Source organism: Pseudaquabacterium inlustre (assembly GCF_038066595.1).
Taxonomy (GTDB): domain Bacteria; phylum Pseudomonadota; class Gammaproteobacteria; order Burkholderiales; family Burkholderiaceae_C; genus Pseudaquabacterium; species Pseudaquabacterium inlustre.
This window is the reverse complement of the sequence record NZ_JBBUTH010000004.1, coordinates 289924-303582: the sequence shown is the minus strand read 5'-3', so window position 1 is coordinate 303582 and position 13659 is coordinate 289924. Positions and strand designations below refer to the sequence as shown.

At 71.8% G+C, this 13659-nt stretch carries 16 protein-coding genes; 9 read left to right on the top strand and 7 right to left on the bottom strand.

The window, feature by feature from the left end; translation table 11 throughout:
• Positions 1 to 7 precede the first annotated feature (7 nt).
• Genes AACH10_RS09485 through AACH10_RS09465 form a run of 5 tightly spaced genes read right to left on the bottom strand, consistent with a single transcriptional unit; the run spans position 8 to position 4106 of the window.
• Positions 8 to 1162, bottom strand: a complete 1155-nt coding sequence (locus AACH10_RS09485) for a type IV pilus modification PilV family protein (RefSeq protein ID WP_341410144.1) — start codon at positions 1160 to 1162, stop codon at positions 8 to 10.
• 10 nt (positions 1163 to 1172) lie between these two features.
• Positions 1173 to 2510: a pilus assembly PilX family protein gene (locus AACH10_RS09480; RefSeq protein WP_341410143.1), complete on the bottom strand. Its 1338-nt coding sequence runs from the start codon at positions 2508 to 2510 to the stop codon at positions 1173 to 1175.
• A gap of 32 nt (positions 2511 to 2542) precedes the next feature.
• Positions 2543 to 3220, bottom strand: coding sequence for a PilW family protein (locus AACH10_RS09475; RefSeq protein ID WP_341410142.1), 678 nt, complete (start codon positions 3218 to 3220; stop codon positions 2543 to 2545).
• Positions 3214 to 3684, bottom strand: coding sequence for a pilus assembly FimT family protein (locus tag AACH10_RS09470; protein ID WP_341410141.1), 471 nt, complete (start codon positions 3682 to 3684; stop codon positions 3214 to 3216). Before AACH10_RS09470 ends, AACH10_RS09475 begins: the two co-directional genes overlap by 7 nt.
• Positions 3684 to 4106 (bottom strand): type IV pilin protein, encoded by a 423-nt coding sequence (locus AACH10_RS09465; RefSeq protein WP_341410140.1) that lies wholly within the window; start codon positions 4104 to 4106, stop codon positions 3684 to 3686. Before AACH10_RS09465 ends, AACH10_RS09470 begins: the two co-directional genes overlap by 1 nt.
• A 174-nt stretch (positions 4107 to 4280) precedes the next feature.
• Between AACH10_RS09465 and AACH10_RS09460 the strand changes: the two genes are divergently transcribed.
• The 7 genes from AACH10_RS09460 to AACH10_RS09430 all read left to right on the top strand — a co-directional run bounded on the left by AACH10_RS09460 (position 4281) and on the right by AACH10_RS09430 (position 10026).
• On the top strand, positions 4281 to 4688 hold the full coding sequence (locus AACH10_RS09460; RefSeq protein WP_341410139.1) for a nuclear transport factor 2 family protein: 408 nt from the start codon (positions 4281 to 4283) through the stop codon (positions 4686 to 4688).
• Between the two features lie 139 nt (positions 4689 to 4827).
• The gene (locus AACH10_RS09455) at positions 4828 to 5514 is read left to right on the top strand and encodes a dienelactone hydrolase family protein (RefSeq protein ID WP_341410138.1); all 687 of its coding nucleotides are present in this window, start codon (positions 4828 to 4830) and stop codon (positions 5512 to 5514) included.
• Positions 5515 to 5586: 72 nt separating this feature from the next.
• Positions 5587 to 6066, top strand: coding sequence for a bacterioferritin (gene bfr / locus AACH10_RS09450; RefSeq protein ID WP_341410137.1), 480 nt, complete (start codon positions 5587 to 5589; stop codon positions 6064 to 6066).
• Between the two features lie 137 nt (positions 6067 to 6203).
• Positions 6204 to 6428, top strand: coding sequence for a (2Fe-2S)-binding protein (locus AACH10_RS09445; RefSeq protein WP_341410136.1), 225 nt, complete (start codon positions 6204 to 6206; stop codon positions 6426 to 6428).
• 89 nt (positions 6429 to 6517) lie between these two features.
• Positions 6518 to 8257 (top strand): M61 family metallopeptidase, encoded by a 1740-nt coding sequence (locus AACH10_RS09440; protein WP_341410135.1) that lies wholly within the window; start codon positions 6518 to 6520, stop codon positions 8255 to 8257.
• 85 nt (positions 8258 to 8342) lie between these two features.
• On the top strand, positions 8343 to 8711 hold the full coding sequence (locus tag AACH10_RS09435) for a VOC family protein (RefSeq protein ID WP_341410134.1): 369 nt from the start codon (positions 8343 to 8345) through the stop codon (positions 8709 to 8711).
• Positions 8712 to 8748: 37 nt separating this feature from the next.
• Positions 8749 to 10026 carry a class I SAM-dependent methyltransferase gene (locus AACH10_RS09430; protein ID WP_341410133.1) on the top strand — a complete coding sequence of 426 codons (1278 nt, stop codon included), beginning with the start codon at positions 8749 to 8751 and terminating at the stop codon, positions 10024 to 10026.
• Between the two features lie 22 nt (positions 10027 to 10048).
• On the opposite strand, the gene AACH10_RS09425 is transcribed toward AACH10_RS09430, so the two are convergent.
• Positions 10049 to 11548: a carboxypeptidase M32 gene (locus AACH10_RS09425; protein WP_341410132.1), complete on the bottom strand. Its 1500-nt coding sequence runs from the start codon at positions 11546 to 11548 to the stop codon at positions 10049 to 10051.
• Positions 11549 to 11680: 132 nt separating this feature from the next.
• Positions 11681 to 12175 (bottom strand): YqaA family protein, encoded by a 495-nt coding sequence (locus AACH10_RS09420; RefSeq protein WP_341410131.1) that lies wholly within the window; start codon positions 12173 to 12175, stop codon positions 11681 to 11683.
• A gap of 121 nt (positions 12176 to 12296) precedes the next feature.
• On the opposite strand from AACH10_RS09420, the gene dusB reads away from it, so the two are divergent.
• Both dusB and AACH10_RS09410 read left to right on the top strand, forming a co-directional pair.
• Complete coding sequence (gene dusB / locus AACH10_RS09415; RefSeq protein WP_341410130.1) at positions 12297 to 13325, top strand: tRNA dihydrouridine synthase DusB; 1029 nt, start codon at positions 12297 to 12299, stop codon at positions 13323 to 13325.
• 20 nt (positions 13326 to 13345) lie between these two features.
• On the top strand, positions 13346 to 13582 hold the full coding sequence (locus AACH10_RS09410) for a Fis family transcriptional regulator (protein WP_341410129.1): 237 nt from the start codon (positions 13346 to 13348) through the stop codon (positions 13580 to 13582).
• The last annotated feature ends 77 nt before the right edge of the window (positions 13583 to 13659 follow it).

Genomic DNA, 13659 nt, shown 5'->3' with positions numbered 1-13659 from the left:
GCCGGCCTCAGCTGGCCGGGCAGGCGGTGCCGCGCTGCGCGTTGCTGTTGCGGCAGTCCTGGTGCAGCGTGGTGGCCAGGCCGCTGACCGTCGGGCAGCTGTTGGCGTTGGTGATCACGTAGTTCTGGCTGTCGAGCGATTCGGTCACCGCGCTGTAGGGCTGCACGTTGCGCATGTTGTTGGTGATGCCGGCCGCCGCGGGGAACTGGAAGCGGCAGACCAGCCGGTCGCTGCTGCCGCCCGAGCCGGCGTTGAGCGTCCCGGCCGCCAGCCGCACCGTGCCCGACCAGGGCGCGCCGGCGCTGGGCACGGCCACCACGCACAGGTAGTACTGGTAGCCGCTGATCGCCGTGCCGGTGCTCTGGTCGACCGCGTTCGACACCGAGCAGGTCACGCTGGAGGTGCCGGTCAGGCTGGCGGTGTTGACCGCCAGTCCGGACGGAAAGCTCGAGACGCCGTCCAGCGAGATGTAGCCGGCCACGATGTAGGCATAGGCCGTGGCGCAGCCGCTCAGGTCGGCCAGCGTGATGGTGCTGCTGCTGGTGGTCAGGCTGCAGGTCTTGACCACATAGCCCGACTCGTTGGAGAACACCACCGCGTAGTTGGTGTTGGGCAGGCGGAACGCGCTCTCGCCGTTGCCCAGGTCGGAGGCCGGCACCGGGATGTTGAGGTTGCGGTTCTTGGGCCGCTTGAGCGTGGTGTTGGCCGGCAGCGGAAAGCCCAGCAGGCCCACGTCGGCCGGATCGGTGCGCGAGATCACGCTGTCCAGCGAGAACTGCTGCGTGCCGCCGGCGCGGTCGGTCCAGCTCATCTGCACCGACACCGCGCGCATCGGATCGGTGCTGGCGCCGCCCAGCGTCCAGCGCCGGGTGAAGCTGGTGTTGCTGCTGGCGGTGTCGCTGCCGCTGGCCAGCGTGTTCCAGCTGTTGCTGGCGCCATCGATGCTGGTGTAGCTGCGCAACTGCTCCAGGCGGTCCTGCGCCAGCAGCACGGCCTCGCCGCGCTGGCGCGCATCGTCCTCGCCGCGCGACAGCGTGGAGTACAGCCGCATCAGCCCCATCAGGCTGATGGCCACCAGCGCCAGCGCCACCAGCGCTTCCAGCAGCGTGAAGCCGCGGCCGGCACCGGCGCCGCGCCAGGGGTGTTGCAGGGTGGCGGGCATCGTGCGGGCCTCAGGGCAAGGTGTCGGTGTCGACACGGAAGTCACGCCAGCTGCCCGGCACCCGCACCATCACGCCCGACAGCCGGCGCACGTTCTTCAGCGCGTCGGGCGAATAGTCGAGCGTGCCGTTGCCGTTGTTGCGGTAGGCCGCGCAGGACACCTGCGCGCCATGGATGATGGCCGAGCCGGTGCCCAGGTCGTTCCACGCCGCATCGTTGGAGAAGATCAGGCCCCAGAACTCGTTGTTGCCGTTGATGTCGATGGCGTTGGGCGTGACGATGGTGATCGGATCGGTCACGCTGCCGTAGGTGTTGTTGCCGCTCAGGTGCAGGTCGGACGCGAAGTAGAACGCGCGCCAGCCGTCGGCATAGGCGGTGTTGATCTGGCTGCGGCAGTCCGACGCGCTGGTGCACGACAGCACCTTGGTCGACGGCGCATTGCGGTACTGCTCGATGGTCGAGCCGAAGTACGCGTTGAACATCGCCGAGTTGCTGCAGGTGGTGTCGCTGGAAGACAGCGCCGCCAGCGACGAATCGTTGCCCACCAGCGCGTTGGCCGTGGGCTGGCCCTGCAGCGAGGTCAGCGAGATGCCGTTGCCGCTGCTGATGGCACTGCCGGCGTTGACCAGGATGCCGTTGGTGGCGATGTCGCGGTTGACCACGTTGTACGAGCCGCTGAGCGTGCAGGTGGTGCCGCAGGTCAGCGGTGCCGAGGGCACGGCGCGCATCAGCGGCCGCAGCTTCAGGATCACGGCGATGCGCGCATGGCCTTCGGCGTCGGCGGCCGTGCTGGGGGCGCAGCTGGCCGCGCGGGCGTTGCAGCCCCAGGCGGTGACCTGCACCGCCTCCGGGTCGCCGGCCACGGCGGCGAAGGCCACGGTGAAGCTGGGCGCCACGCTGCTGCCCAGATCGGCCACCGCGCTGCCGCTGGCCGGCACCGAGGGGCAGCTGCAGCTCAGCCCGTTGGCGGTGATCTTGCAGCCGGGGTAGGTGGTGGTGGCCGGCACCACGTCGGTGCTGGGGTTGCTGGCGTCGGCGAAGCGCGTGAGCACGTAGCGCTTGCGGAACGAGGTGTTGGTGGTGGTCAGGAAGCTGCAGTTGCCGCCAATGTCGAAGGGCGAGTTGAGCATGCCGGTGGCCCACTCGATGCCGGCCTCGGCCACCTCGCGGGCCATCACGCCCTGCACCTGGTTGGCGGCGCTGCGCTGGCCGAAGATCAGGCTGCGCCCCAGGTACAGCGTGCCCAGCATCATGGCCATCACCAGCACCAGCACCACGGTCAGCGCCGCCACGCCGCGCGGCGGATGCGGCCGGGCGGCTCGGGTGCGGATGGGAGCGCAGCGGTTCATGGCGGACGGGGTGTGCCGGGTTCGGTCCGGGCTCAGGCCGGACACTGGCCCGCCAGCGCGTCGTTGCGCAGGCGCACCGTGGCGGTCACGCTGCGCGTGGCGCTGGTGTCGGCGATGGACTGGCCGGTGAGCGTGATGTCGAAGCGCCGCACCGTGGTGGTCGGGCAGTTGGGCGTGCCGGCGCTGCAGGTGCGCGCGCACAGGTGGCCCAGCGGCAGCGTGGTGGCGGTGGCAGTGATGCGCAGGCCGTCGTCGGCGATGCGCACGGCACGGCGGTCGGTCACGTCCTGCCAGGTGCTGGCGCTGGTGCGCATCTGCAGCACGCCTTCGTAGACGCGAAAGCCGAACTGCTCGGCGTCGTCCAGCGTGTCGTTCTCGCTGGCGTCGCGGGTGAAGGCATAGCGCAGCCCGTCGCTGGTGCTGCCGCTGACCGCGGCATAGGGGTTGCGCGGCGCGGCGCTGCCGGCGCCCACGGCGTGCGTGCCGTCGATGGCATGGCCCCAGTAGGCGGCACGGCGCAGGTCGCGGGCCACCAGGTCGGCCGCGGCACGCAGGTCCTGCGCCATGCGGGCCTTGCCCAGCATCACGCCCGAGTTGACCGTGTGGGTGACGAACAGCGACAGCGCGCCGGCCACCACCAGCAGGCCCACGGCCACGCCCACCATCAGCTCGACGATGGTGACGCCGCGGCGGCGCGGATGCCTCAACATCGCGGCATCCCCGGCAGCGAGCCGGTGACGGTGCACACGCTCACCCGCCCCACCGCGGTGACGGAGGCGCGCAGCGCCAGCTCGGTGAGGCCGGACACCGACGCATCCAGCGACGAATCCCCCTGCGTGGCGCCACGCATGCCATCGAAGGCCACCGTGACGTTGCGGCTGAGCGTGACCCCGGTGGGCAGACTCACCGACTTCAGCGCCAGCGTGCTGGTGCCCAGCGTGTAGGCCGTGCCGGTGCTGTTGGTCACCAGGCTGACCGTGGCACGCCGGCGCAGGGCCTCGCTGCGGGCGTAGTACAGGTCCATGCCCAGCTCGTTGACCGAGCCCTCGAGCCGGTTGCGCAGGATCAGGCCGCGCATCGACGGCGCGGTGACGGCCAGCAGCAGGCTGGCGATCACCACCACCATCATCAGTTCGACGAGGGTCAGGCCGGTCTGGGCGCGGCGCGTGGGCATCAGCGGCTCCAGCAGTCCGGCTGGCCGTTCACGGCCTGGCCCCGCGTGACCGTGACGGTGAGCGCGGTGCAGCCGGTGTCGGACGCCTGGCTGCGCCCGCTGACCGCGGTGGCGGTGATGGTGTAGGCGGTCTCGCTGGCCGCCGACAGCGCCAGCGTGTAATAGCCTGCCGGCGAGTTGGCCGATTGCGACAGGTCTGACAGCGCGGCGGTGTAGCTGGGCTGCAGCCCGCGCCAGCGTTCCTGCGCCTGCTGGATGCGCAGCACGGCCTCGTAGGCGTCGACGCGGCGCGACTTGCGCACGCTGGCGTTGTAGCTCGGCCAGGCCACCGCCGCGAGCAGCGCGATCACCGCCAGGACGATGGCGAGCTCGACCAGCGTGAAGCCACGCCGGTGGCGGATGTGCGCACGGACCCACGACATGACGGGGTTTTCGGCCAGCTCGTGCCGACTCTGAAGCCCGGACCTGCAACAGCGTGCAACCGACCCGCCTTTCGGCTGGCGCGCAGGTGACGCGCCGCGGCGCGCGGCCACGGCAGACTGGCCGCCCCGCCATCCCCGAAGCCCGCGCGCCCGCAGCGCCACGGCCCGTCTGACATGAATGCCCATCCCAGCCCGCTACCGCCCGTCCTGCAACAGTGGCACGCGGTGGTGCGCAGCCGCGATCCGCAGGCGCTGGCCCGCCTGCTGCACGACGATGTGGTCTTCCACTCGCCGGTGGTGCACACGCCGCAGCGCGGCAAGGCCATCACGCTGAAGTACCTGATGGGCGCCATGCAGGTGCTCAACACCGAGGCCTTCCACTACCTGCGCGAGCTGGTCGGCGAGCATGACGCGATGCTGGAATTCGCCACCGAGCTGGACGGCATCCAGGTCAACGGCATCGACCTGATCCGCTGGGACGACCAGGGCCTGATCGTCGACTTCAAGGTCATGGTGCGGCCGCTCAAGGCGATCCACCTGGTGCACCAGAAGATGGGCGAGATGCTGCAGAAGCTGGCCTGACCCCGGCGCGGCCCCGCCGCCACCCCGGCTTCACACAAGGGTGGCCGCGAACCGTTACGCTGTGTTCCTAGGGCGCGAGCGGCGCCAGCCCGGCCGCCGCCCGCCCTGTGATGCACTGACACACGAGGAGCACGCAGCCATGGGTTCGACGATCCAGTTCCAGCGCCCCGACGGGCAATCGGTGAACGGCTACCTGGCCGACGCCGGCGCCGGCACCCCCGGCGTGGTGGTGATCCAGGAATGGTGGGGCCTGAACGACCAGATCCGCGGCGTGGCCGACCGCCTGGCCGCCGCCGGCTTCACCGCCCTGGTGCCCGACCTGTACCGCGGCAAGAGCACGGTGGAGGCCGAGGAGGCCCACCACCTGATGACCGGCCTGAACTTCGGCGACGCCGCCACGCAGGACGTGCGCGGCGCGGTGCAGCACCTCAAGGCGCGCGGCGGCAAGGTGGGCGTCACCGGCTTCTGCATGGGCGGCGCGCTGACACTGCTGGCCCTGGCCAACGTGCCCGAGGCCGATGCCGGCGTGGTCTGGTACGGCCTGCCGCCGCTGGAGTACATCGATGCCACGCAGATCAAGGTGCCGCTGATCGCGCACTGGGCCACGCAGGACGGCGCCTTCCCGATCGCCAGCGTCGACGCGCTGGAAGAAAAACTCAAGGCCGCCGGCACCGCCTACACCGGGCACCGCTACCTGGCGCACCACGCCTTCGCCAACGAGACCGCCCAAGGACGCAACCGCATCGCCATCACCCAGTACGACGCGGCCTGGGCCCAGCTGGCCTGGGACCGCAGCTTCGCCTTCCTCGGCCGCCAGCTCGGCTGATGCCGCAAGGCTGGCACGCGTTTGGCTGCCGGCCGACCACCCCTTCGCCCACGACCCTGAGAGGACCCAGCCATGCAAGGCGATCCCGACGTGCTGCGCTACCTGAACGCGCAGCTGAAGAACGAACTCACCGCGATCAACCAGTACTTCCTGCACTACCGCATGCTGAAGAACTGGGGCTTCACCAAGCTCGCCAAGCACGAGTACCAGGAGTCGATCGAGGAGATGAAGCACGCCGACAAGCTGATGGACCGCATCCTGATGCTCGACGGCCTGCCCAATCTGCAGGACCTGGGCAAGCTGATGATCGGCGAGAGCGCGGTCGAGGTGCTGCACTGCGACCTGAAGATCGAGCAGGGCTCACACGGCCTGCTCAAGGAGGCCATCGCGCACTGCGAGGCGGTGCGCGACTATGTCTCGCGCGACCTGCTGACCGAGATCCTCGACGACACCGAGGAGCACATCGACCACCTCGAAACGCAGATCGGCCTGGTGGCCCAGGTGGGCGAGCAGAACTGGCTGCAAAGCCAGATGGGCGACGTCGGCAGCTGAGCCCCGGCCTGCGGCGGCATGTGGCGGCATGTGACGGCATGTGGCGGCATGCTGGTGCATCGACCCTGGGATCACTCTGGGTATTGCGAATCATTCGCATTACTTGCAGAATCCCGGCATCGACTTCGGATGCCGCCATGATCGTCTGCCTGTGCCGCCGTGTTTCCGACCGTGACATCACTGCCGCGGTGCAGTCCGGCGTCGACAATTTCGAGGTGCTGCAGGACCGCACCGGCGTTTCGTCGTGCTGCGGCTGCTGCCACGACTGCGCGCGCGAGGTGTTCGAAGGCGCCCGGGCGCGGCTGTCGGCCACGGCCCCGGTGACGGTGATCGCGCGCGGCGCCATCCAGGCCGCCGGCTGATCCACCGCCGCATGGCCGGGCCGGGTGGTCGTCCCGGCTGGGCTATGCTCGCCGCCCCGCGTCACCATGGCGCGCCCTGGCCCCGACCGATGCCTCTTCTGACCGCCCGCCTGGCCGGCCCGGCCCTGGCGCTGGTGCTGACCCTGCCCTGGGGTGCGCCGTTGCGTGCCGCCACCGACGCCGCCGCCTGCGCCCTCGAGTGGCAGGTGCGCCTGACCACCGCCACGCTGCCCGATGCCGAGCGGCCCGCCGGCCGCGCCGTGCCGGCCCTGGACGTGACCCTGGGCTTCGATGCCGGCACGCGCACCAGCACCCGGCTGCGCCTGCCGGCCGGCTGGGACGCGCTGCGCGAGCTCAACCCGGATGCGCCGCGGCTGTTGCCGGTGGCCGGCGACGCCCAGCTGCGCCAGGTGCAGCATGCGGCGCAGGCGCGCGTGCTGCTGCAGTGGCGCCTGGTGCCCGGCACCGACACCGGCGGCACGGCCGGGCTGCGGCTCACGCCGGACTGGTCGGCCTTCACCGGCGCCGCGGTGCTGGCCTGGCCCGAGGAACCCGGCACCCAGACCCTGCCGGCCTGCCTGCGCGTGGAAGCCGGCGACACCGTGCGCTGGATCAGCAATTTCGGCCGCGCCGAAGGGTCGGCCGCGCGCTGGTCCTGGCCTGCCGCCACCGCCGGCCAGGTGCAGCAGGCGCTGTATGCCGGCGGCGCGCTGCAGTGGCGCGATGCCGACGCCGCCGGCCAGACCCTCACCGCCGTGGTGCCCGCCGGCGCCGCGCTGGCCTTCGATGCGGCCGCCCTGGCCGAGCGGGCCGCCCGCTTGCAGACGGCCCTGCGCCGCGACTGGCGCGACGACGAGCGCACCCCGATCCCGGTGCTGGCCCTGCCCGGCCCGGTGGCCGGTGGCATGACGCTGGGCCGGGCGCTGGCCCTGCAGGCCCCGCCCGACCTGGCCCTGCCCGGCCCGCAGGCCGACGAACTGATCGCCGGCCAGCTGCTGCGCCGCTGGATGCCCGAGCGCTTCGGCCCGCTGGCCCATGCCGGTCGCGGCGACGGCCCGCTGCGCGCCTGGTTCACCGAAGGCTTTGCCGACTACCTGGCGCACCGCCTGCTGCTCAAGGAAGGGCTGTGGACGCCCGAGGACTATGCCGCCGCGCTGAACCGCAAGATCGCGCGCTACCAGGCGCAGCCCGAGCGCGCCGCCGACAACCTGCGCCTGGCCACCGGTGGTGCCGGCGCCCAGGCGCTGGCCGAACTGCCCGCCGCCCGCGGTGAGTGGCTGGCCCTGCACTGGAACGCCGCACTGCGCGAGGCCGGCCGCCCGGGCCTGGAGGCCACGCTGCGCGGCCTGATGGTGCCGGCCGCCCAGGCACGGCGCGAAGGCCCGCTGAGTACGCCGCTGGCCACCCACCGCCTGATCGCGGCGCTGCGCCGCGACCTGGGTGACGTGCCGCTGCGCGAACTGGCCCACCACATCGAGGACGGCGCGCCGTTCGAGTTCCCGCCCACGGCGCTGGGCCCGTGCTTCCAGCGCGACGCGGCCCCGGCCAGCTTCCGTCCGGTGGCGCAGGCGGCCGGTCAGCCGGCCTGCCAGGGCTGGCTGCAGGGCAGCGGCACCGAGCGCGTGGCCGCCGCCAACGGCAAGACGGCCAAGACGGCCAAGACGGGCAAGGCCGCCAAGGCGGTGGCCGGTGGCAAGGCCGGCAAATCGGCCAAGACCGGTGGCGGCCGAGGGGGCAAGCCAGCGGCCGCCAAGGCGGGCAAGTCCGGGGCCGGCGCCAAGAAGGCGGCCGGCGCCGCAGGCCAGGGCAAGGCCAAGGCGCGCCACTGACCCGGTGTCAACCCGGGGGGACGTGCCCGGGCGGCGATGGTGGTGGCAAGATGCCGCTCACCATCGCTGCATCGGGAGGAACACCATGCAACTTGCCGCCGCGCGTGTCTTCGTGCGCGACATCGCCGCCGCGCGCGATTTCTACGAGAAGCGCCTGGGCCTCGACCTGGGGCATGACGGCACCGACGAGGGCTTCTGCCGCTTCGACACCGGGCAGGTGCAGCTGGTGATCGAGCTGGTGACGCCCGACGAATCCCCCGAAGACCAGGCCACGGTGGGCCGCTTCACCGGCCTGTCCTTCGGCGTCGACGACCTGGTGGCCACCCACGCGGCGCTGAGCGCGGCCGGCGTGCCCTTCACCGGCGCGCCCGAGAAGCAGTTCTGGGGCGGCTGGCTGGCCACCCTGGTCGACCCCGACGGCAACGAGCTGCAGCTGGTGCAGTTTCCCGCCTGAGCCGGGCGAGGCCGGCATGGCGCGCGACAATCGCGCGATGACCCAGGCCCCCGCCACCCCCGTCGGCACCGACATCGACAAGTTCATCGCCCGCCTGCGCGCCAGCCTGGGCGACGGCAGCTTCCAGCGGCTGGCGCTGGGCCGCCCGCACGACACCGAGCCCACGCTGGAGAAGCTGCTGGCCCGCCGCGTGGCCCTGCGCGGCGAAGACCACCTGTCGATGGTGTGGCGCCACCGCAGCAAGGACATCACCAAAAACCTGCCGCTGGCCGAGGCCGTGGACCAGCTGGCCGCGCTGCTGGCCAGCCAGTTCCACCACGCCCACCTGGTGACCCGCACGCACGATGTGCAGCTGGCCATGGGCAAGCGCGGCCAGTGGGGCCTGCGCGTGGGCAAGCTGCCGGGCGCGACCGTGGCCGCCAACGCGCCGGCCGAAGGCGTGAACACCGCGAACGCCGCGGCCGCACCCGCCGCCGCGCACGACCGCCAGCGCCAGCATGCGCTGTCGCTCACCGAGCCCTTCCTCACCGAGCTGGGCGTCACCGATGCGCAGCACCGCCTGATCCCGGCGATGGCGCGCAAGTGGCGGCAGATCAACAAGTTCGTCGAGGTGCTGGACCACGCGATTGCGCAGTCGCCGCTGGCCGGGCGCGATGCTGCCGAACCGGTGCGCGTGCTCGATTTCGGCGCCGGCCGTGGCTACCTCACCTTCGCGGTGCAGCAGCGCCTGGTGGCCGCCGGCCGCACGCCCGACATCGTGGGCGTGGAACTGCGCGAGGACCTGGTGGCCCAGTGCAATGGCGTGGCCCGGCACCTGGGCCTGGCCGGCCTGCGCTTCGATGCCGGCGACGTGCGCAGCCATGCCGCCGGCCCCATCGACATCATGATCGCGCTGCATGCCTGCGACATCGCCACCGACGTGGCCATGCACCGCGGCGTGACCGGTGGCGCGGCCATCATCGTGTGCTCGCCCTGCTGCCACAAGGAGCTGCGGCCGCAGATGCATGCGCCGGCGCTGCTGCAGCCCATGCTGCGCCACGGCATCCACATGACCGAGCAGGCCGAGATGCTCACCGACACGCTGCGCGCGCTGCTGCTGCAGTCGGTGGGCTACGACACCCAGGTGTTCGAGTTCATCTCGCCCGAGCACACGGCCAAGAACAAGATGGTGCTGGCCGTGCGCCGCCGCCAGCCGCTGCCCGCCGCCCAGCAGCAGGCGCTGCGCGCCCAGGTGGCCGAGCTGAAGGCCTTCTACGGCGTGGCCGAGCAGACGCTGGAGCGCCTGCTCGACGCCGACCGGCTCGCGGCCGCCTGACGCGCGCCGCCGCACAGCCCGGTCAGGCCAAGTAGCGCGCCTCCAGGTGCGCGCGGAAGTGCGCCGGGTTCAGCGCCTCGCCGCTGGCGCGGCGCGCCAGCTCATCGGTGCTCCAGCGGCTGGCCGGCTGCCAGATGTGCTGGCGCAGCCAGTCGGCCACCGGGGCCAGGTGGCCGGCGCTGATCTGCGCATCCAGATCGGGCACATCACGGCGCATCGCGGCGAACCACTGCGCCGCATACATCGCCCCCAGCGTGTAGCAGGGGAAGTAGCCGAACATGCCCTCGGGCCAGTGCACGTCCTGCAGCGGGCCGTCCTTGAAGTTGCCGCGCGTGTCCAGGCCCAGCAGTTCGGCCATGCCGGCATCCCACAGCGCCGGGATGTCCTCGGGCTCGATCTCGCGCTCGATCAGCCGCCGCTCGATGCCGTAGCGCAGCATCACGTGCGCCGGGTAGGTCAGCTCGTCGGCATCCACGCGGATGTAGCCCGGCTCCACCTGGTTGATCAGGCGCAGCAGGTTGTCGGGCGCGAAGGCCGGCTGGTCGCCGAAGGCCTCGGCAATCATCGGTGCCAGCCGGGCAACGAAGCCGGGGTGGTGACCCAGCTGCATCTCGAAGGCCAGGCTCTGGCTTTCGTGGATGCCCATCGAGCGCGCCAGCGACACCGGCTGGCCCAGCCACTCGCGCGGCCGGTTCTGCTCGTAGCGGCCATGGCCGGTCTCGTGGATGGCGCCGTACAGGCTGGTGAGGAACTCCTGCTCGGAAAAGCGCGTGGTCAGGCGCACGTCCTCGGGCACGCCACCGGCGAACGGGTGGGTGCTGACATCCAGCCGGCCGGCGTCGAAGTCGAAGCCCAGCCAGCGCATCACGCGCTCGCACAGCGCGCGCTGCGCCGCCACCGGGAACGGCCCCACCGGCCGCAGCGCCGGTTGCCGTGCCTGGTGCTCGCGCACCTGGCGGATCAGGCCCGGCAGCCACTGGCGCAGGTCGCCGAACAGGCGGTCGAGCTGGGCGCAGCCCATGCCGGGCTCGTACTGGTCCATCAGCGCGTCGTAGGGCGCCAGACCGGTGGTCTGCGACAGCAGCTGCGCCTCCTCGCGCGCCACGGACACCACCTCGCGGAAGTTGTCCAGGAAGCCGGCCCAGTCATTGGCCGGGCGCTGGCGGCGCCAGGCATGTTCGCAGCGCGCGGTGGCCAGCTGCTTGCGCTGCACCAGGGCCTCGGGCAGCGCGTTGGCACTGCGCCATTCGCGGCACATCTCGCGCAGGTTGGCACGCTGGTGCTCGTCCAGCGCTTCTTCCTGCGCCTGCTCGAGCGCGCTGCGCAGCGCCGGGTCGGTGCGCAGCCGGTGGCTGATGGCCGCCACCTCGGCCAGCGCACCGGCACGTGCCGCCGCGCCCCCCGGCGGCATGTTGGCCGCCTGGTCCCAGTAGGCGATGGACTGCACATGGGCCAGGTGGTGCAGGCGGGTGAACAGCTGGGTCAGGCCGTCGTAGGACGGCGTGGTCGAGGCGAGGGTCATGGGCGAGCCCGCAAGATGCAGGCAGGATGAGCGGCCAGTGCGGCGATGCGCCATTGTCGGTGCGTGCCGGGCAGCCCTCCTCCCCCCTTTCGGTGGGATGACGGGGGGCCTGCGGCGCCAGCCGCTGCAGCGTCAGTGCCCCGCCAGCTGCGGAAACACCCACATCAGCGCGGCGGTCATCGTCACGTAGCGCAGGAACTTGCCCAGCGCCATCCAGGCCACGCAAGGCCAGAACGGCAGCTTCAGCCAGCCGGCCACCGCGCACAGCGGATCGCCCACCCCCGGCAGCCAGGCCAGCACGCAGGCCCGCGGCCCGAATCGTCGCAACCACTGCAGCGCCCGGAGCTGGGCACTGCGGTGCGTCGTGCGCTCGTAGGCGCGCTCGGCGCCATAGCCCATCCACCAGGTGACCGCACCGCCCAGCGTGTTGCCCACGGTGGCCACCGCGATGGCCGGCCAGAACAGCGCCGGGTTCAGCTGCACCAGGCCGAACACCGCCGGCTCCGAGCCCAGCGGCAGCAGCGTGGCCGAGACGAAGGACACCACGAACACCGTGCTGAGGCCGAACTTCGGCATCGCCAGCGCGGCCAGCAGCAGGCTCAGGTGGGACTCGATCCAGGCTTCCATCGGCGCCCATCATAGGCACGGCGAGCGCAGGGTCTGGCGCAGGACGCCGGCCCCCGGCGGGGCCGGACCGCGCGGCTATACTCCTGCCTCCTTTTTCAGCACCTCCCCTCCCCCCCACCCCATGCACATCGGCCCGTACCAGCTGCCGAACCGGCTGTTCGTCGCCCCGATGGCCGGGGTGACCGACCGCCCGTTCCGCCAACTGTGCCGGCGCCTGGGGGCGGGCCATGCGGTCAGCGAGATGATCACCTCGCGCCGCGAGCTGTGGCACACGCTGAAGACCAGCCGCCGCGCCAACCACGACGGCGAGCCGGGCCCGATCGCCGTGCAGATCGCCGGCACCGAGCCGGCCATGATGGCCGAGGCCGCGGCCTACAACATCGACCGCGGCGCGCAGATCATCGACATCAACATGGGCTGCCCGGCCAAGAAGGTGTGCAACACCTGGGCCGGCTCGGCGCTGATGCGCAACGAGCCCCTGGCCATCGCCATCGTGGAAGCCGTGGTCGCCGCCTGCGCGCCGCGCGGCGTGCCCGTCACATTGAAGATGCGCACCGGCTGGTGCGACACCGAGCGCAACGCCCTCACGCTGGCCCGTGCGGCCGAATCGGCCGGCATCGCGCTGCTGACCGTGCACGGCCGCACCCGCGAGCAGGGCTACAAGGGCGCTGCCGAATACGAGACCATCGCCGCGGTGAAGGCGGCTCTGCGCATCCCGGTGGTGGCCAACGGCGACATCGATTCGCCCGAGAAGGCCGCTGCCGTGCTGCGCGCCACCGGCGCCGACGCGCTGATGATCGGCCGCGCCGCGCAGGGCCGGCCCTGGATCTTCCGCGAGGTGAACCACTACCTGAGCACCGGCCAGCACCTGCCGGCCCCGGCCGTGGCCGAGGTGCGCACCTGGCTGGTGGAACACCTGCACGAGCACTACGCGCTGTACGGCGAGGACGCCGGCGTGCGCAGCGCGCGCAAGCACATCGGCTGGGCCGTGCGCGCCCTGCCGGGCGGCGAGGCCTTCCGCGCCGTGATGAACACGCTGGACTCCACCGCGGCCCAGGTGGCGGCGGTGGGCACCTTCTTCGACCAGCTGGCCGAACACCACCACCTGCTGCCGGCCGCCAACGACGCGCTCCTGGCCGCCAGCGCCTGAATGTCCCCCACCCCATCCGCATGAGCAAGAAGAAGATCGAGGAGTGCATCCGCGACAGCCTGGAACAGTATTTCCGGGACCTGCACGGCACCGAGCCCCATTCCGTGCACGACATGATCGTGCACACCGTCGAGAAACCGCTGCTCGAGGTGGTGATGAAGCACGCCGACGGCAACCAGAGCAAGGCCGCCGAGTGGCTGGGCATCAACCGCAACACGCTGCGCCGCAAGCTGCTCGAGCACAAGCTGATTTCGTGATGCCGCGGCCGGCGGCCGGCCGCACCTGCGACGCCGCCCGATCCCGCGCATCGCCTTTCGATTCAACCCGTTCCAGG

Coding starts and splice junctions, on each gene's coding strand:
- AACH10_RS09455 (WP_341410138.1), top strand. CDS start 4,828: ATGGGTTCGACGATCCAGTTCCAGCGCCCCGACGGGCAATCGGTGAAC.
- AACH10_RS09435 (WP_341410134.1), top strand. CDS start 8,343: ATGCAACTTGCCGCCGCGCGTGTCTTCGTGCGCGACATCGCCGCCGCG.
- AACH10_RS09485 (WP_341410144.1), bottom strand. CDS start 1,162: ATGCCCGCCACCCTGCAACACCCCTGGCGCGGCGCCGGTGCCGGCCGC.
- dusB (WP_341410130.1), top strand. CDS start 12,297: ATGCACATCGGCCCGTACCAGCTGCCGAACCGGCTGTTCGTCGCCCCG.
- AACH10_RS09470 (WP_341410141.1), bottom strand. CDS start 3,684: ATGCCCACGCGCCGCGCCCAGACCGGCCTGACCCTCGTCGAACTGATG.
- AACH10_RS09460 (WP_341410139.1), top strand. CDS start 4,281: ATGAATGCCCATCCCAGCCCGCTACCGCCCGTCCTGCAACAGTGGCAC.
- AACH10_RS09465 (WP_341410140.1), bottom strand. CDS start 4,106: ATGTCGTGGGTCCGTGCGCACATCCGCCACCGGCGTGGCTTCACGCTG.
- AACH10_RS09430 (WP_341410133.1), top strand. CDS start 8,749: ATGACCCAGGCCCCCGCCACCCCCGTCGGCACCGACATCGACAAGTTC.
- AACH10_RS09440 (WP_341410135.1), top strand. CDS start 6,518: ATGCCTCTTCTGACCGCCCGCCTGGCCGGCCCGGCCCTGGCGCTGGTG.
- AACH10_RS09475 (WP_341410142.1), bottom strand. CDS start 3,220: ATGTTGAGGCATCCGCGCCGCCGCGGCGTCACCATCGTCGAGCTGATG.
- AACH10_RS09410 (WP_341410129.1), top strand. CDS start 13,346: ATGAGCAAGAAGAAGATCGAGGAGTGCATCCGCGACAGCCTGGAACAG.
- AACH10_RS09425 (WP_341410132.1), bottom strand. CDS start 11,548: ATGACCCTCGCCTCGACCACGCCGTCCTACGACGGCCTGACCCAGCTG.
- AACH10_RS09420 (WP_341410131.1), bottom strand. CDS start 12,175: ATGGAAGCCTGGATCGAGTCCCACCTGAGCCTGCTGCTGGCCGCGCTG.
- AACH10_RS09445 (WP_341410136.1), top strand. CDS start 6,204: ATGATCGTCTGCCTGTGCCGCCGTGTTTCCGACCGTGACATCACTGCC.
- AACH10_RS09480 (WP_341410143.1), bottom strand. CDS start 2,510: ATGAACCGCTGCGCTCCCATCCGCACCCGAGCCGCCCGGCCGCATCCG.
- bfr (WP_341410137.1), top strand. CDS start 5,587: ATGCAAGGCGATCCCGACGTGCTGCGCTACCTGAACGCGCAGCTGAAG.